The 17795-nt window shown below is 71.2% G+C and carries 16 protein-coding genes; 15 read left to right on the top strand and 1 reads right to left on the bottom strand.

Going from position 1 to position 17795, the window contains the following annotated elements; translation table 11 throughout:
* Positions 1–68: 68 nt before the first annotated feature.
* From KME80_RS18360 to KME80_RS18290, 15 genes are all read left to right on the top strand, one after another.
* Positions 69–1046: a LacI family DNA-binding transcriptional regulator gene (locus tag KME80_RS18360; RefSeq protein ID WP_219506896.1), complete on the top strand. Its 978-nt coding sequence runs from the start codon at positions 69–71 to the stop codon at positions 1044–1046.
* Between the two features lie 75 nt (positions 1047–1121).
* Positions 1122–2102: an ABC transporter substrate-binding protein gene (locus KME80_RS18355; RefSeq protein ID WP_219506805.1), complete on the top strand. Its 981-nt coding sequence runs from the start codon at positions 1122–1124 to the stop codon at positions 2100–2102.
* Positions 2103–2152: 50 nt separating this feature from the next.
* Positions 2153–3661, top strand: a complete 1509-nt coding sequence (locus KME80_RS18350; protein WP_219506803.1) for a sugar ABC transporter ATP-binding protein — start codon at positions 2153–2155, stop codon at positions 3659–3661.
* An 8-nt stretch (positions 3662–3669) separates the two neighbouring features.
* Positions 3670–4680, top strand: coding sequence for an ABC transporter permease (locus KME80_RS18345; protein ID WP_219506802.1), 1011 nt, complete (start codon positions 3670–3672; stop codon positions 4678–4680).
* On the top strand, positions 4677–5663 hold the full coding sequence (gene yjfF, locus KME80_RS18340; RefSeq protein WP_219506800.1) for a galactofuranose ABC transporter, permease protein YjfF: 987 nt from the start codon (positions 4677–4679) through the stop codon (positions 5661–5663). The genes KME80_RS18345 and yjfF overlap by 4 nt, the downstream gene beginning before the upstream one ends.
* A 156-nt stretch (positions 5664–5819) precedes the next feature.
* Positions 5820–6938, top strand: coding sequence for a multiple monosaccharide ABC transporter substrate-binding protein (gene chvE, locus KME80_RS18335; protein ID WP_246645166.1), 1119 nt, complete (start codon positions 5820–5822; stop codon positions 6936–6938).
* 57 nt (positions 6939–6995) lie between these two features.
* Positions 6996–8525: a multiple monosaccharide ABC transporter ATP-binding protein gene (gene mmsA, locus KME80_RS18330; protein WP_219506799.1), complete on the top strand. Its 1530-nt coding sequence runs from the start codon at positions 6996–6998 to the stop codon at positions 8523–8525.
* A 5-nt stretch (positions 8526–8530) separates the two neighbouring features.
* Positions 8531–9793 carry a multiple monosaccharide ABC transporter permease gene (gene mmsB / locus KME80_RS18325; RefSeq protein ID WP_219506798.1) on the top strand — a complete coding sequence of 421 codons (1263 nt, stop codon included), beginning with the start codon at positions 8531–8533 and terminating at the stop codon, positions 9791–9793.
* A 75-nt stretch (positions 9794–9868) separates the two neighbouring features.
* Positions 9869–10864 carry a LacI family DNA-binding transcriptional regulator gene (locus KME80_RS18320; protein ID WP_219506894.1) on the top strand — a complete coding sequence of 332 codons (996 nt, stop codon included), beginning with the start codon at positions 9869–9871 and terminating at the stop codon, positions 10862–10864.
* A gap of 33 nt (positions 10865–10897) precedes the next feature.
* Positions 10898–12586: a ribulokinase gene (gene araB / locus KME80_RS18315; RefSeq protein WP_219506797.1), complete on the top strand. Its 1689-nt coding sequence runs from the start codon at positions 10898–10900 to the stop codon at positions 12584–12586.
* Entirely contained in the window at positions 12583–13230 is a 648-nt protein-coding gene (locus KME80_RS18310; protein WP_219506795.1) for an L-ribulose-5-phosphate 4-epimerase, read from the top strand. Before araB ends, KME80_RS18310 begins: the two co-directional genes overlap by 4 nt.
* A complete protein-coding gene (gene araA, locus KME80_RS18305; protein WP_219506794.1) occupies positions 13227–14693 on the top strand; it encodes an L-arabinose isomerase in 1467 nt (488 codons plus the stop codon). Before KME80_RS18310 ends, araA begins: the two co-directional genes overlap by 4 nt.
* A 20-nt stretch (positions 14694–14713) precedes the next feature.
* The gene (locus KME80_RS18300; RefSeq protein ID WP_219506793.1) at positions 14714–15913 is read left to right on the top strand and encodes an FAD-binding protein; all 1200 of its coding nucleotides are present in this window, start codon (positions 14714–14716) and stop codon (positions 15911–15913) included.
* A gap of 117 nt (positions 15914–16030) precedes the next feature.
* Positions 16031–16804, top strand: a complete 774-nt coding sequence (locus KME80_RS18295) for an LLM class flavin-dependent oxidoreductase (protein ID WP_219506792.1) — start codon at positions 16031–16033, stop codon at positions 16802–16804.
* Between the two features lie 35 nt (positions 16805–16839).
* On the top strand, positions 16840–17238 hold the full coding sequence (locus KME80_RS18290) for a DUF3224 domain-containing protein (RefSeq protein ID WP_219506791.1): 399 nt from the start codon (positions 16840–16842) through the stop codon (positions 17236–17238).
* 13 nt (positions 17239–17251) lie between these two features.
* Here the strand turns inward: KME80_RS18290 and KME80_RS18285 are convergent, their stop codons facing one another.
* Positions 17252–17662, bottom strand: coding sequence for a hemerythrin domain-containing protein (locus KME80_RS18285; protein ID WP_219506790.1), 411 nt, complete (start codon positions 17660–17662; stop codon positions 17252–17254).
* Between the last annotated feature and the right edge of the window lie 133 nt (positions 17663–17795).

Below are 17795 nucleotides of genomic sequence, written 5' to 3'. Positions count from 1 at the left end.
TCACAGTCTTCCCAAGCCCGGAAAGGAGCACGGCTGTGGCATCCATCCAGGGGCGCCGCCCGCCTGTCATGGCCGACGTGGCCAGGGAGGCGGGAGTGTCCCACCAGACGGTCTCCCGCGTGCTGAACGAGCATCCCAACGTGCGCGGCGAGACCCGCACCAGGGTTCTGGAGGCGATCGACAAGCTGGGCTACCGCCGCAACCTCGTCGCCCGCGCGCTGGTCACCAGGCACTCGCGCACGCTCGGCGTGGTCAGCTTCGACACCACCCTGTACGGCCCCGCCAGCACGGTCTACGGCATCGAGCAGGCGGCCCGGGCGGCCGGTTACTTCGTCAGCATCGTCAGCCTCAAGTCCATCGACAGGAGCGGCGTCCGCGACGCCCTCGACTACCTGGCTGACCAGGGCGTCGACGGGATCGTGGTGGTCGCCCCACAGCGGTCGGCCGCCCAGGCGCTGGCCGACCTGCCGCTCGACATCCCGGCCGTCGCGGTCGAGGGCGGCGAGGCCGGCGACGTGCCGGTGGTCTGCGTGGACCAGGTCGAAGGGGGCAGGCTCGCCACCGAGCACCTGCTCTCGCTGGGACACGAGACGGTCTGGCACGTCAGCGGGCCGTCCGACTGGCTGGAGGCCGAGGGCCGGGTCGCCGGGTGGCGGGCCGCGCTGGAGGCGGCCGGCCGGGAGACGCCGGAGCCGCTGGCCGGTGACTGGAGCCCGCGTTCCGGTTACGAGGCCGGTCGCCGCCTGGCGGCCATGCGCGACGTGAGCGCGGTCTTCGTCGCCAACGACCAGATGGCGCTCGGCGTGCTGCGCGCCTTCACCGAGCAGGGGGTGAGGGTGCCCGGTCAGGTGAGCGTCGTCGGCTTCGACGACATCCCCGAGTCGGAGTTCTTCTCGCCGCCGCTCACCACTGTCAGGCAGGACTTCGGCGCGGTCGGCAGGCACAGCATCGGCATGCTGCTGCGCCAGATCGAGGGCGGCGGCGAGCATGAGCGGCTCGTCGTGCCCCCGGCCTTCGTCCGGCGCGCGAGCACCGCTCCGCGCTGACGGGCGGAGCGGCCGGACGTGAACGCCGTCCACAGAATGTTAACGCTCACAAATTTCAGAAAGGACACCCCCCACGTGTTGAAGAAGATCTCTGTGCTGGTGGCGGCCGTCGTCGCCCTGGCCGGATGCGGTTCGAACAGCGGCTCGACCGGCAGTGACCCGGCGGGCGGCGCGGGCGACTCGATCACCATGGGCTTCTCCCAGGTCGGCGCCGAGAGCGGCTGGCGCACCGCGAACACCAAGTCCGTGCAGGAGTCGGCCAAGAGCGCCGGCATCGAGCTGAAGTTCTCCGACGCCCAGCAGAAGCAGGAGAACCAGATCAAGGCGCTCCGCTCGTTCATCCAGCAGAAGGTGGACGTGATCGCGTTCTCGCCGGTGGTGGAGTCGGGCTGGGACACCGTGCTCAAGGAGGCGCAGAACGCCAAGATCCCGGTCATCCTGACCGACCGCGCCGTCGACTCCAAGGACACCTCGCTCTACAAGACCTTCCTCGGCTCCGACTTCGTCGAGGAGGGCAAGAAGGCCGGCCAGTGGCTGGTGGAGGAGTACAAGGACGAGTCCGGCCCGGTCAACATCGTCGAGCTGCAGGGCACCACCGGCTCGGCCCCGGCCAACGACCGCAAGGCCGGTTTCGCCGAGGTCATCGGGGCCGACCCCAAGTTCAAGATCATCGCCTCGCAGACCGGCGACTTCACCCGGGCCAAGGGCAAGGAGGTCATGGAGGCGTTCCTGAAGTCCAACCCGGACATCGACGTGCTGTACGCGCACAACGACGACATGGGTCTGGGCGCGATCGAGGCCATCGAGGGCGCGGGCAAGACGCCCGGCGCCGACATCAAGATCATCACGGTGGACGCCGTCAAGGACGGCATGCAGGCCCTGGCCGACGGGAAGATCAACTACATCGTCGAGTGCTCCCCGCTGCTCGGCCCGCAGCTCATGGACCTGGCCAAGAAGGTCGTCGCGGGCGAGCAGGTGCCGCCCCGCGTGGTGACCGAGGAGACCACGTTCACCCAGGAGCAGGCCAAGCAGGCCCTGCCCAGCCGCCAGTACTGATCCCAAGGGGCCGGGCCGCGGCCCGGCCCCGCCACCGGAAGGGGATGGCGATGGCCACACCCGCGCCGGTCCTGCGGATGAGCGGGATCGGCAAACAGTTCCCTGGCGTGCGCGCGCTGGACGGCGTGGACCTGAGGCTGCTGCCCGGCGAGGTGCACGCGCTCATGGGCGAGAACGGCGCCGGGAAGTCCACCCTGATCAAGGTGCTGACCGGCGTCCACCAGGCCGACGAGGGCGCGATCGAGCTGGCCGGCCGGTCTGTCGCGTTCGGCAGCCCGCTGGAGGCCCGCCAGGCCGGCATCAGCACCGTCTACCAGGAGGTCAACCTCTGCACCAACCTGTCGGTCGCGGAGAACATCCTCATCGGCCGCGAGCCCCGCAGGTGGGGCCGCATCGACTGGAAGCGGATGCGGGCCCGCGCCCGCGAGCTGCTCGCCCGGCTGGAGCTGGACCTGGACGTGTCGGCGCCGCTGTCGGCCTACTCGCTGGCGATCCAGCAGATGGTGGCGATCGCCCGCGCCCTCGACGTCGAGGCCCGGGTGCTCATCCTGGACGAGCCCACCTCCAGCCTGGACGCCGACGAGGTGGGCCAGCTCTTCCGGGTGATGCGCAGGCTCAAGGACGACGGCATCGCGATCCTGTTCGTGTCGCACTTCCTGGACCAGGTGTACGAGATCTCCGACCGGATGACGATCCTGCGCAACGGCCGGCTCGTCGGCGAGTACCCGACGCGCGAGCTCAGCCAGGTCGACCTCGTCGCCAAGATGATCGGCCAGGAGCTGGCCGCGCTCGACCGGCTGCACGGCGAGGCCGCGGCCTTCGACCGGCCCCTGGTGGAGGCCCGCGAGCTGGGCCGCGCCGGGGCGATCGAGCCGTTCACGCTCACGATCCACGAAGGCGAGGTCGTCGGGCTCGCCGGGCTGCTCGGCTCGGGCCGCACGGAGGTGGCCCGGCTGCTGTTCGGCGCCGACCACGCGGGCGGCGGCCGGGTGGCGGTCGGCGGCGCGCCCGCGTCGCTGCGCACCCCGCGCGCCGCGATGGGCCACGGGATCGCGTTCTGCTCGGAGAACCGCAAGGCCGACGGCCTCATCCCGGACCTGACCGTCCGCGAGAACATCATCCTCGCGCTCCAGGCGACGCGGGGCTGGACCAGGCCGGTGCCGCGCGAGCAGCAGGACGAGCTGGTCGAGCGCTACGTCAAGGCGCTGCGCATCAGCCCGCCCAACCCCGAGCACCTGGTACGCGACCTGAGCGGCGGCAACCAGCAGAAGGTGCTGCTGGCCCGCTGGCTGATCCTGGAGCCGCGGCTGCTCATCCTTGACGAGCCCACCCGTGGCATCGACGTGGGCGCCAAGACCGAGATCCAGCGCCTGGTCGCCGAGCTGTCCGGCGGCGGCATGGCGGTGCTGTTCATCTCCGCCGAGCTGGAGGAGGTGCTGCGGCTCAGCCACAAGGTCGCCGTGCTGCGCGACCGGCGGCTGGTCGCCGAGCTGCCCAACGGGCCAGAGCTCACCACGGACGTGCTGATGGAGACGATCGCGAGCGGAGGCCGTACGTGATGGCGGCGATGCGGCGGCTGATCTGGCCGCTCCTGATCCTGGCCGCGCTGTTGCTGGTCAACGTGGCCTTCATCCCCGGCTTCCTGTCGGTGGAGGTGCGTGAGGGGCACCTGTACGGGAGCCTGATCGACATCCTGCGCTTCGGCGCGCCGCTCATCCTGGTCTCGCTCGGCATGACGCTCGTCATCGCGACCGGCGGCATCGACCTGTCGGTGGGCTCGGTGGTGGCGATCTCCGGCGCGCTGGCGTGCCTGCAGCTCAGCCAGGACCAGGGCGTGTTCACCGCGATCGTGCTGGCGCTCGGGCTGAGCACGCTGCTGGGCGCCTGGAACGGGTTCCTGGTGGCCGGGATCGGCATCCAGCCGATCATCGCGACGCTGATCCTCATGGTCGCCGGGCGCGGCCTGGCCCAGCTCATCACCGACGGGCAGATCATCACCGTCAACGACCCGGCCTACAAGCTGATCGGCGGCGGCTACTGGCTGACCGTGCCGTTCGGCGTCCTCGTGGTGCTGGCGGTGCTGGCGATCACCGCGTTCCTGACGCGGCGGCTGGCGCTGGGCCTGCTCATCGAGTCGGTCGGCGGCAACGCCGAGGCCAGCCGCCTGGCCGGCATCCGCGCGCGCGGGATCATCGTCATGGTGTACGCGTTCGCGGCCCTGTGCGCGGGCGTCGCCGGGCTCATGATCAGCTCGAACGTGTCGAGCGCCGACGGCAACAACGCCGGGCTCTGGATCGAGCTGGACGCCATCCTGGCCGTGGTCATCGGCGGCACGTCGCTGGCCGGCGGCCGGTTCTCGCTCGGCGGGACCGTGCTCGGCGCGCTCATCATCCAGACGCTGACCACGACGATCTACTCCGTCGGCGTGCCGCCCGAGACCACGCTGCTGTTCAAGGCGCTCGTGGTGGCGGCGGTCTGCCTCGTGCAGTCGCCGGCGTTCCGCGAGAAGGTGTTCCACCGCCGGCGGCGGCCGTCCTCCGCCCGTCCGGCCGAGGAGAAGGTGCGGGTGACGGCATGACGACGCTCTCCCTGGGCGGCGGGCGGGCCGTCCCCGCCAGGTATGTCCCGGTCCTGGTGACGGGGTGCCTGTTCGTGGCCATGTTCGTGGTGGGCGGGATCCGCTACGAGGGGTTCGCCAGCGGGCAGGTGGTGCTCAACGTCTTCATCGACAACGCGTTCCTGCTGGTCGTGGCCGTCGGGATGACGTTCGTGATCCTGACGGGCGGCATCGACCTGTCGGTGGGCTCGGTGGTGGCGCTGTCGACGATGATCTCGGCGAGCCTGATGGCCGGGCCGGGCTGGCCGCCGTACGTGGTGGTGCCGCTGGTGCTGCTCGTGGGGTCGGGCCTGGGCCTGCTCATGGGCTGGCTGGTGCACGCCTTCGACATCCAGCCGTTCATCGTCACGCTGGCCGGGATGTTCCTGGCCAGGGGGCTGTGCTACACGATCGGCACGGAGTCGATCCCGATCGAGGACGCCACGTTCACGGCGTTCGCGCAGACCAGGATCGACCTGTTCGCCGATCTGTGGATCTCGCCGAGCGTGGTGATCGCGGCCGTGGTGGTGCTGGCGGCGGCGTACGTGCTGCACTACACGCGGCTGGGCCGGGCCGTCTACGCCACCGGGGGCAGCGAGCAGTCGGCGCTGCTCATGGGGCTGCCGGTGGGCCGGACGAAGGTCGCCGTCTACACGATCTCCGGCTTCTGCTCGGCGCTCGGCGGGGTCCTGCTGTCGTTCTACATGCTCTCCGGGTACGGCCTGCACGCGGTGGGCATGGAGCTGGACGCCATCGCGGCGGTCGTCATCGGCGGCACGCTGCTGACCGGGGGCACCGGGTTCCTGTTCGGCACCGTGCTGGGCGTGCTCGTGCTGGGGCTGATCCAGACGATCCTCAGCTTCGAGGGGACGCTCAGCTCGTGGTGGACGAAGATCTTCATCGGCCTCCTGCTGTTCGCCTTCATCCTGCTGCAGCGGCTGTTCTCGGCCCGGAGACGCCCCTGACCTGGCCACCTGTGGTTACCGGACCGTTTCCGGGAGGTTACCGTCGTCCATTGACACCAGCGTTGTTAGCGATAACAATCAGCCCAGACGTAATGCGAACTTTGTTCCGGTTTATCACGGTTTAGCACCGCAACCCCCATACGAGGAGAGTCAAGGATGAGGTTGGGACGAATCGGGGGCGTGGTGTCCGCCATCGCGCTCGCCGCGACCATGACGGCCTGCGGCTCCGCCCAGAAGACCATCGACGCCGAGGCGTCCGAGGCCGCCGCGGGCGGCAACGCCGGCGCCCTCGTCGGCGTCACCATGCCGACCAAGTCGTCCGAGCGGTGGATCCACGACGGCGACAACGTCAAGAAGCAGCTCGAAGCCCTCGGCTACAAGGTCGACCTGCAGTACGCCGAGAACGACATCCCCACCCAGGCCAACCAGATCGAGAACCAGATCACCAAGGGCGCCAAGCTCCTGATCGTCGCCTCGATCGACGGCACCGCGCTGACCTCCCAGCTCCAGCAGGCGGCCGACAACAAGATCCCGGTCATCGCCTACGACCGGCTCATCCGCAACAGCCCCAACGTCGACTACTACGCCACCTTCGACAACTTCAAGGTCGGCGTCCAGCAGGCGACCTCGCTGCTGCAGGGCCTCGGCGTCGACAAGGGCGAGAAGGGCCCGTTCAACGTCGAGCTGTTCGGCGGTTCGCCCGACGACAACAACGCCACGTTCTTCTGGAACGGCGCCATGTCGGTGCTCCAGCCGAAGATCGACGACGGCACGCTGAAGGTCAAGAGCGGCCAGACCGACTTCAAGACCGCCGCCATCCTCCGCTGGGACCCGGCCACCGCGCAGAAGCGCATGGAGGACATCCTCACCAAGACCTACACCGGCGGCGCCGAGGTCGACGGGGTTCTGTCGCCCTACGACGGCCTGTCCATCGGCATCCTGTCGGCGCTCAAGAGCAGCGGCTACGGCACCAGCGGCCAGCCCTACCCGGTCGTGACCGGCCAGGACGCCGAGCTCGCCTCGGTCAAGTCGATCGTCGCCGGCGAGCAGTACTCCACCATCTTCAAGGACACCCGCAAGCTCGCGGAGGTCACGGTCAAGATGGCCGACGCCGTGCTCAAGGGCGGCAAGCCCGAGGTGAACAACACCAAGGACTACGACAACGGCACCAAGGTCGTCCCCTCGTACCTGCTCGACCCGGTGATCGTGGACGAGAGCAACTACAAGGACGTCATCATCGGCGGCGACTACTACACCGAGGACCAGCTCAAGTAGGAGCGCGCTCCGGGGGCGGCACGCCCCCGGGGCCCTCCCGGGCGAGGGGCTTGAGACATGACCGACCACATCTTGCGGATGAGCGGGATCACCAAGACGTTCCCCGGCGTGAAGGCGCTGCAGGACGTCACCCTGTCGGTGCGACGGGGCGAGATCCACGCCATCTGCGGCGAGAACGGCGCCGGGAAGTCGACGCTGATGAAGGTGCTGTCCGGCGTCTATCCGCACGGCACGTACGAGGGCGAGATCCACTTCGACGGCGAGCGTGGCGAGTTCGGCGGCATCCGCGACAGCGAGCGCGCCGGCATCGTCATCATCCACCAGGAGCTCGCGCTCAGCCCGCAGCTCTCGATCGCCGAGAACATCTTCCTCGGCAACGAGCGGGCCAGGCGCGGCTTCATCGACTGGAACCGCACCAACTACGAGGCCGCCCAGCTCATGGCGCGCGTCGGCCTGCGCGAGAACCCGACAACCGTCGTCTCCGACATCGGCGTCGGCAAGCAGCAGCTCGTCGAGATCGCCAAGGCGCTGTCGAAGGAGGTGAAGCTGCTCATCCTCGACGAGCCGACCGCCGCGCTCAACGACGACGACTCGGCCCACCTGCTCGACCTGCTGCGCGGCCTGCGTGACGAGGGCATCACCTGCGTGATCATCTCGCACAAGCTCAACGAGGTCACCGCGATCGCCGACTCCGTCACGATCATCCGCGACGGCCGCACGATCGAGACCCTCGACATGGCCACCGACGCGGTGACCGAGGACCGGATCATCTCCGGCATGGTCGGCCGCGCCCTCGACAACCGCTACCCGCCGCACGAGCCGACCATCGGCGCGGAGGTGCTGCGCATCGAGGACTGGACCGTGCACAGCCCCAGCCAGCCGGGCCGCAAGGTCGTCGACGGGGCGGCGCTCACGCTGCGCCGCGGCGAGATCGTCGGCCTGGCCGGGCTCATGGGCGCGGGCCGCACCGAGCTGGCGATGAGCCTGTTCGGCAGGACGTACGGGGTGAACATCTCCGGCAGGGTCTTCAAGGACGGAAAGCCGATCGAGATCCGCACCGTGCAGGACGCCATCCGGCACGGCATCGCGTACGCCACCGAGGACCGCAAGCGCTACGGCCTCAACCTCATCGAGGACATCAAGCGCAACGTCTCGGCCGCCGCGCTGTCCGGGCTGTCGCGCCGGGGCTGGGTCGACGAGCACGAGGAGTACGCGGTCGCCCAGCGCTTCCACAAGAGCATGAACATCAAGGCGCCGAGCGTGTCGAGCGTCGTCGGCAAGCTGAGCGGCGGCAACCAGCAGAAGGTCGTGCTGTCCAAGTGGATCCTGACCGAGCCCGACGTGCTCATCCTCGACGAGCCCACCCGGGGCATCGACGTCGGCGCCAAGTACGAGATCTACACGATCATCAACAGGCTCGCCGACGAGGGCCGGGCCGTGCTGGTGATCTCGTCGGAACTGCCCGAGCTGCTCGGGCTGTGCGACCGCATCTACACCCTCTCCGAGGGCCGCATCACCGGTGAGGTGCCGCGCCGGGAAGCGACGCAGGAACGCCTCATGCATCTCATGACCAAGGGACAGGAGTAGCTCCAATGAGCAGCATCACGCCCGCCGGCGTCCAGGCCGGCACTCAGGGCGGCGGGGGAGGGGAGCCGCGGCGGCCCGGCCGGGTGTCACTCGGCGGCCTGTCGCTCAACCTGCGGGCCAGCGGCATCTACATCGCCTTCGCGCTCATCGTCGTGTTGTTCTCGGTGCTCACCGACGGGGCCCTGCTCACGCCGCAGAACATCTCCAACATCATCGTCCAGAACTCCTACGTGCTGATCCTGGCGATCGGCATGATCCTGGTCATCATCGCCGGGCACATCGACCTGTCGGTGGGCTCGGTGGTCGCGGTGACCGGGGCGCTGGCCGCGGTGCTCATGGTCAACATGGGCCTGCCGTGGCCGCTCGCGCTGGCGCTCACCGTGCTGGCCGGCGGGCTCATCGGCGCCTGGCAGGGCTACTGGATCGCCTACTTCGGCATCCCGGCGTTCATCGTGACGCTGGCGGGCATGCTGCTGTTCAGGGCGCTGACGCTGACCGTGCTCGGCAACCGCGGCATCGGCCCGTTCCCCGACCAGGTCCGCACCCTGGCCAACGGCTTCACCAGCGGCTACCTGGGCAACGTGGGCCTCGGCGCGCTCGGCGGCGCCGACCTGTTCAGCCTGCTCATCGGCGTCGTCGCCATCGCCGGCATGGTCACCGCCCAGTGGCGCTCGCGCGTCGCCCGGGCCGGCTACGGCCAGAGCGTCGAGCCGATGGCGCTGTTCGCGCTCAAGATGGCCGCGGGCGCCGCCGTCATCCTCTTCCTGGTCGTGCAGCTCGCCCGCTTCCACAACCTGCCCTGGGTGCTGGTGCTGCTGGCGATCCTGGTGCTGGCGTACTCGCTGATGGCCAACCGCACGGTCTTCGGCCGGCAGATCTACGCGATCGGCGGCAACCTCCAGGCGGCGGTCATGTCCGGCGTCAAGGTCAAGAAGGTCGTCTTCTGGATCTTCGTCAACATGGGCGTGCTCTCGGCGATCGCCGGCATCATCTTCGCCGGGCGCCTCAACCAGGCGGGCCCGACGGCGGGCAACAGCTTCGAGCTCGACGCGATCGCGGCGGCCTTCATCGGCGGCGCGGCCGTGCAGGGCGGCGTGGGCAAGGTCGTCGGCGCGATCACCGGCGGCCTCATCATGGCCGTGATCAACAACGGCATGTCCCTGATCGGCTCCCCGAGCGAGCGGGTCATGCTCGTCAAGGGCGCCGTCCTGCTGGCCGCCGTCGCCTTCGACGTGTGGACCAAGCGCAGGGCCGGCGCCGCGGGCTGACGGCCGCGCACTACGATCTGCTAGCCGACGGAAGGAGAGAGCGTGGGAGCGATCCCCAGGCGACGCCTGCCTGTCATGGCCGACGTGGCCAGGGAGGCGGGCGTGTCGCACCAGACGGTCTCCCGCGTGCTCAACGACCATCCGAACGTCAGGGCCGACACCCGCGCCCGCGTCGAGGCGGCCATCACCCGGCTCGGCTACCGGCGCAACCTGACCGCCCGCGCGCTGGTCACCCGGCGCTCGCGCACGCTCGGCGTGATCAGCTTCGACACCACCCTGTACGGGCCGGCCAGCACGATCTACGGCATCGAGCAGGCGGCCAGGACGGCGGGCTACTTCGTCAGCATCGTCAGCCTGAAGTCGATCGACGCCGACAGCGTGCGCGACGCCATCGCCTATCTGACCGACCAGGGCGTCGACGGGATCGTGGTGGTCGCGCCGCAGCACTCGGCCAGCCAGGCGCTGGAGAGCCTGCCGATCGGCACGCCGGCCGTCGCGGTCGAGGCCACCCACCGGGCCGACATCCCGGTGGTCCGCATCGACCAGGCGGAGGGCGCCGGGATGGCCACCCGCCACCTGCTCGACCTGGGCCACGAGACGGTCTGGCACGTCAGCGGCCCGGCCGGCTGGCTGGAGACCGAGGGGCGGCTGCGGGGCTGGCGCGAGGCGCTGGAGGAGGCGGGGCGGCCGGTGCCGGAGCCGCTGACCGGCGACTGGAGCCCGCGCGCCGGCTACGAGGCTGGCCGGCGGCTGGCCGCGACGGCCGGGGTCACGGCCGTCTTCGCCGCCAACGACCAGATGGCGCTCGGCGTGCTGCGCGCGCTCTCCGAGGAAGGAGTGAAGGTGCCCGGCCGGATCAGCGTCGTGGGCTTCGACGACATCCCCGAGTCGGCGTTCTTCTCGCCGCCGCTCACCACCGTCAGGCAGGACTTCGACGTCGTGGGCCGCCACTGCATCGAGATGCTGCTGCGGCAGCTCGACGCCGGGCCCGGCCCGTACGAGAGGCTGGTCGTGCCGCCCGGCTTCGTCGTCAGGTCCAGCACCGCACCGCCGGCCGCCGCCGCAGGGTAGGAACCACGTGGCAGCCGTCCCCATCGAACCCCCATGGAGTCACATGTGAACGCTAACAAGTTCGTGGTCGGCGTGGACTTCGGCACGCTCTCCGGACGCGCCGTGGTGGTCCGCGTGTCCGACGGCGCCGAGCTGGGCAGCGCCGTCCACGAGTACGCCCACGGCGTCATCGAGCGCGAGCTGCCCGGCTCGGACGTCCGGCTCGGGCCCGACTGGGCGCTGCAGTCGCCGCAGGACTGGATCGACGTGCTGCGCGTCGCCGTCCCCTCGGCCGTCGCGGCGGCCGGGGTGTCACCCGCCGACGTGATCGGCATCGGCACCGACTTCACCGCCTGCACCGTGCTGCCCGCCACGGCCGACGGCACGCCGCTCTGCTTCGAGACCCCCGAGCTGCCGCACGCCTGGCCCAAGCTGTGGAAGCACCACGCCGCCCAGCCGCACGCCGACCGCATCAACGCGCTGGCCGCCCGGCGCGGCGAGAGCTGGCTGCCCCGCTACGGCGGCAAGATCTCCTCCGAGTGGGAGTTCGCCAAGGCCCTCCAGGTCCTGGAGGAGGACCCCGGCACGTACGAGCGCGCCGAGCGGTGGATCGAGGCCGCCGACTGGATCGTCTGGCAGCTCACCGGCGTCGAGAGCCGCAACATCTGCACCGCCGGCTACAAGGGGATCTTCCAGGACGGCGGCTACCCGTCCGAGGACTTCCTCGCCGAGCTGAACCCCGCGTTCGCCGGCTTCACCGGCAAGCTCGCCACCGGCCAGGTCGGCGAGGACGCCGGCAAGGGCGTCCGGCTGGCCGCGCTCGGCGCGCCCGCCGGCACCCTGTCCGCGCGCGCCGCCGCCTGGACCGGGCTGCCCGAAGGCGTCGCCGTCGCCGTCGGCAACGTGGACGCGCACGTCACCGCCGCCGCCGCGGACGCCGTCGCCCCAGGCCGGATGGTCGCCATCATGGGCACCTCCACCTGCCACATCATGCCCAGCGACCGGCTCGCCGAGGTGCCCGGCATGTGCGGCGTCGTCCGCGACGGCATCGTGCCCGGCCTGTGGGGCTACGAGGCCGGGCAGTCGGCCGTGGGCGACATCTTCGCCTGGTTCGTCGACGCGTTCGTGCCCGCCGCCTACACCCGGCGGGCCGCCGAGCAGGGCGTCAGCGTGCACGCCCACCTGACCGCGCTGGCCGCCGAGCAGGCCGTCGGCCAGCACGGCCTGGTCGCCCTCGACTGGTTCGGCGGCAACCGGTCCGTCCTGGTGGACCACAACCTGTCCGGCGTCGTCCTCGGCCAGACCCTCGCCACCAGGCCCGAGGACGTCTACCGGGCCCTCATCGAGGCCACCGCCTACGGCGCGCGGACCATCGTGGAGACGTTCGAGAAGTCCGGCGTCCCCGTCGAGGAGTTCGTCGTCGCCGGCGGCCTGCTAAAGAACCCCTTCCTCATGCAGGTCTACGCCGACGTGCTGCGCCGCCCGCTGTCGGTGATCGGCTCCGACCAGGGCCCCGCCCTCGGCTCGGCCATCCACGCCGCCGTCGCGGCGGGCGCCTACGACGACATCCAGGCCGCCGCCGCGGCCATGGGCAAGCGCACCGAGGCCGCGTACGTGCCGGACGAGGCCAGGGCCGACGCCTACGACCGGCTCTACGCCGAGTACCGGGACCTGCACGAGCACTTCGGCGACGGAAAGGCGCTGCACCGGCTGCGCGCGATCAGGAACGAGGCCAGAGCATGAGGAAGACCGTCAGCGACCTGCACGCCGAGCTGGTCCGCTACAACCTGGTGGCCTGGACGGCGGGCAACGTCTCCGGCCGCGTCCCCGGCGAGGACCTGTTCGTCATCAAGCCCTCCGGCGTCTCCTACGACGAGCTGTCGCCGGAGAACATGGTGGTCTGCGACCTCGACGGCAACCTCGTCGAGGGCGCGCACGCGCCGTCCAGCGACACCGCCGCGCACGCCTACGTCTACCGCAACCTGCCCGAGGTCGGCGGCGTGGTGCACACCCACTCCACCTACGCCTCGGCGTGGGCGGCGCGCGGCGAGGCCATCCCGTGCGTGCTGACCGCGATGGCCGACGAGTTCGGCGGCGAGATCCCCGTCGGGCCGTTCGCGCTGATCGGCGACGACTCCATCGGCCAGGGCATCGTCGAGACGCTCAAGGGCCACCGCTCGCCCGCCGTGCTCATGCGCAACCACGGCGTGTTCACCATCGGCAAGACGCCCGAGGCCGCCGTCAAGGCCGCCGTGATGTGCGAGGACGTGGCCCGTACCGTGCACGTCGCCCGCCAGCTCGGCGAGCCGCTGCCGATCGCCCGCGACGACGTCGACCGCCTGTACGACCGCTATCAGAACGTCTACGGACAGAGGAGCCCGCGTTGAACATCTGGTTTCTGACCGGCAGCCAGGGGCTGTACGGCGAGGACACGCTGCGGCAGGTCGCCGAGCAGTCGCGGCGCATCGCCGAGGCCCTGCCGGTGGCCGTCGAGTGGAAGCCCGTGCTCACCGACGCGGCCGCCATCCGGCGCGTCATGCTGGAGGCCAACGCCGACGACTCCTGCGCCGGCGTCATCGCCTGGATGCACACCTTCTCCCCGGCCAAGATGTGGATCGCCGGGCTCGACGCGCTGCGCAAGCCGCTGCTCCACCTGCACACGCAGGCCAACGTGGAGCTGCCGTGGAGCTCCATCGACATGGACTTCATGAACCTCAACCAGGCCGCGCACGGCGACCGCGAGTTCGGCCACATCCAGACGCGGCTCGGCGTGCCCCGCAAGACCGTCGCCGGGCACGTCAGCGACCCGGCCGTGGGCGAGCGCATCCTGGCCTGGGAGCGCGCCGCCAAGGGCGTGGCCGAGGTGCGCACGCTGCGGCTGGCCCGGTTCGGCGACAACATGCGCGACGTGGCCGTCACCGAGGGGGACAAGGTCGAGGCACAGCTCCGCTTCGGCGTCTCCGTCAACACCTACGGCGTCAACGACCTGGTCGAAGCCGTGGACTCCGCCTCCGACGCGGACGTGTCGGCGCTGGTCAAGGAGTACGCCGAGCTGTACACCGTGGCCCCCGAGCTGCTCGGCGAGCGCAACGAGTCGCTGCGCTACGCGGCCAGGATCGAGCTGGGCCTGCGCCGCTTCCTGGAGGACGGCGGGTTCCGGGCGTTCACCACGAACTTCGAGGACCTCGGCGGCCTGCGCCAGCTCCCCGGCCTGGCCGTGCAGCGGCTCATGGCCGACGGCTACGGCTTCGGCGGCGAGGGCGACTGGAAGACCTCGGTGCTCCTGCGCACGCTCAAGGCGATGTCTGACAAGGAGCGGCCCGGCGGCACGTCCTTCATGGAGGACTACACCTACGACCTGACGCCCGGCGGCGCGCTCATCCTGGGCGCGCACATGCTGGAGGTGTGCCCGTCGATCGCGGCCGGCACCCCGTCGTGCGAGATCCACCCGCTCGGCATCGGCGGCCGGGAGGACCCGGTCAGGCTCGTGTTCGACGCCGAGCCCGGCCCCGGCATCGTCGTCGGCCTGGCCGACATGGGCGACCGGTTCCGCCTGGTCGCCAACGAGATCGACGTGGTGACGCCGCCCCAGCCGCTGCCCAAGCTGCCGGTGGCCCGCGCCGTGTGGCGCCCGCGCCCCAACCTGCGCACCTCCACCGAGTCGTGGCTCACCGCCGGGGCGCCGCACCACACGGTCCTGTCCACGGCCGTCGGCCGCGAGGAGCTGACCGACCTGGCCGAGATGCTGGGCGTCGAACTCGTGATCATCGACGCGGAGACCACGACCGAGCGGTTCACCAAGGAACTGCGCTGGAACCAGGCCTACTACCGCCTGGCCCAGGGGTTCTGACCGTGTGGGAAGGTGGGGCCGTGACGCTGACGAACTGGGCTGGAAACACCACGTTCCGGGCAAGCCATCTGCACCGTCCCACCTCCCTCGACGAGCTCCGGCGTGCCGTCACCGGCGCGCCCCGGGTGCGGGCGCTGGGCAGCGGCCACTCGTTCAACGACGTCGCCGACACCCCCGGCGAGCTGGTGTCCCTCGACCGGATGCCGTACCTGGTGGAGATCGACGAGGCCGCGCGCCGGGTGCGGACCGGGGCGAGCACCACCTACGCCGCGCTCGCGCCCGAGCTGCACGCGCGCGGGCTGGCGCTGGCCAACCTGGCCTCGCTGCCGCACATCTCCGTCGCCGGCTCGGTCGCCACCGGCACCCACGGCTCCGGCGTCGCCAACGCGAGCCTGTCGGCGGCCGTGTCGGAGCTGGAGCTGGTCACGGCCGACGGATCGCTCGTCACGCTGCGGCGCGGCGACGACGGCTTCCCCGGCGCGGTCGTGGCCCTCGGCGCGCTCGGCGTCGTCACCGCGCTCACCCTCGACCTGGTGCCCGCCTTCGAGCTGCGGCAGTACGTACGCGAAGGCGTGCCCGCCGACGCGCCGCTCGGCGAGCTCATGGCCGACGGCTACAGCGTCAGCCTGTTCACCGACTGGCGCGACACCCGCGCGTGGGTCAAGCGTGACGCCGAACTCAGCGGCGACTGGTTCGGCACCACCGCCGCCGGCGGGCCCCGCCACCCGGTGCCCGGCATGCCGCCCGGGAGCTGCACCGGGCAGCTCGGCGTCCCCGGGCCGTGGCACGAGCGGCTGCCGCACTTCCGGGCCGACGCGCCGCCGAGCAGCGCGGGCGACGAGCTGCAGTCGGAATGGCTGATGCCGCGCGAGCACGCCGCCGACGCGCTGCGCGAGCTGCGCGCCGTGGGCGGGCGGATCCGGCCGGTGCTCCAGATCGCCGAGGTGCGCACGGTCGCCGCCGACGACCTCTGGCTCAGCCCCTCCTACGGGCGCGACAGCGTCGCCGTGCACTTCACCTGGGTCAAGGACCCCGCCGCCGTGCTGCCCGTGATCGAGCTGGTGGAGGACGTGCTGGCGCCGTTCGACCCGCGGCCCCACTGGGGCAAGCTGTTCACCCGCCTGCCGGCGTGTCCCGAGCGGTTCGGCGAGCTGGTGCGCCGCTACGACCCGCACGGCCGCTTCGCCAACGACTTCACCCGCCGGCTGCTGGGGGAGTAACGTCCCGGCTACTGCCGGGGGAGTAGCGTGCGCGGCCGGGCTTGCGTCCGGCGGCGTACGGCGGGACCGGTCCGGCGGACGATGCGCCGGGGCGGCCGGCGGGCGATCGTATAGGGCATGATCCCCCATGCCTTCCGGTTCGGCGTCGTCGCCGGCCGCTCGCCCGACTGGGCCGGCCTCGCCCGGCGCGCCGAAAGCCTCGGCTACTCGACGCTGCTGGTCCCCGACACGCTGGCGCCGTTCGCCGCCTGCGCCGCCGCGGCGACCGCCACCACCACGCTGCGCGTCGGCACGTACGTGCTCTGCGCCCCGCTGCGCCACCCGCAGGCCGTCGCCTGGGAGGCGGCCACGCTGCGCGAGCTCAGCGGCGGCCGCTTCGAGCTCGGCCTGGGCGCCGGCCGGGCGCACGCCGAGGCCGACGCCGCCCGGCTCGGCCTCTCCTTCGGCACCCCCGGGCAGCGGATCGAGCAGGTCGCCGCCACCGCCGACGCCGTCGAGGACGTGCCGGTCCTCATCGCCGCCGCCGGCTCCCGGCTGCTGCGCATCGCCGCGGCGCGGGCGGCCACGGTCGCGGTCGCGCTGCCGCCCAACGGCACCGAGGCGCAGCTCGCCGCCCGCCTCGACGAGCTGTACGAGCTGGCCGGCGACCGCTTCGACGACCTGGAGCTGAACGTCAACGTCGCCGCCGTCGGCGAGGAGCTGCCCGCCTGGCTGACCGCCCGGTTCGGCCCGCCCGGCGACGACGCCGTCGGCGTGCTGCCCGGCGGCCCTGACCAGATCGTCGAGACGCTGACCAGGCGCAGGGACAAGCTCGGCGTGTCGTACGTGACCGTCCCGGCCGACCGCATCGACGCCTTCGCGCCCGTCGTGGAACGCCTCGCCGGTACCTGACCGGACCTGACAGGTATGACCGGCATGCTGGGCGCATGATCGCACAAGGACCCTTCGACACCGCCGGCTGGAACGCCGAGCCGCCCTTCGACGACCGCGACGGCGTCTCGCTCGGGCGCGTCTCGATGAGCAAGACCTTCCACGGCGACCTGACCGCCACCAGCGTCGTCCACCTCACGGTGGTGTCCACGCCGGTGGCGGAGTCGAAGGCGTACGTGGCCGTCGAACGCGTCGACGGAGTCCTGCACGGCCGCAAGGGCTCCTTCGTCGTCCAGCACAGCGCCGCCGACGACCGGGGCGCCCAGTCGCTGCGGGTCAGCGTCGTCCCCGACTCCGGCACCGGCGAGCTGGCCGGGCTGCGCGGCGAGATGACGATCGGCATCGCGCCCGACGGCGCCCACTCCTACACCTTCGACTACACGCTGGCAGGCTGAGCCGCCCCCGCCGTCAGAGCCCTTCGGGGACCGTGGTCAGGCGATTGAGCAGGGGGACGAGCTGCTCCTCCTCGTAGTCGAGGTGCGCCTCCAGCTCGGTGGCCAGCCGGTCCAGCTCCTCCCGGACGCGGTCACCGGCGCCGCTGAGGGCGCGGACGCGGGCGAGCAGCCCGGCCACCACGTGATGTTCCGCCCGCAGCCGCGCCAGCACCTCCGCCAGCTCGGGGTGCTCGCCGTCCAGGTGCGGGAACAGCACCGAGTCCTCGCCCTCGTGGTGCGCGTGCAGCGCGTCGCAGAACGCCAGGCAGTGCTCCCGCAGCTCCGGCGCCCCCTGAGTCCCTTGGCGCAGGGCGGCGAGCTGCCGCCGGAACCCGTCGTGCAGCTTCACCAGCTCGTCACCCAGCGCGACCATCCGCTCCGTCATACTACCCCTTCCGTCTATTTTTTATACGCGTATAGAAAGTAGCATCCGGGAGAACCGCTCGCCACGCCCCCTCCGGCGTGAAACGGCCGAGACCTGATGATTCGGTGGACAGAAGCAGGACGACAATGCGAAG

Origin of the sequence: Nonomuraea ceibae (assembly GCF_019396325.1) — a bacterium.
In the GTDB taxonomy this organism is placed as follows: Bacteria; Actinomycetota; Actinomycetes; order Streptosporangiales; family Streptosporangiaceae; genus Nonomuraea; species Nonomuraea ceibae.
This window is presented reverse-complemented; position numbering and strand designations above follow the sequence as displayed.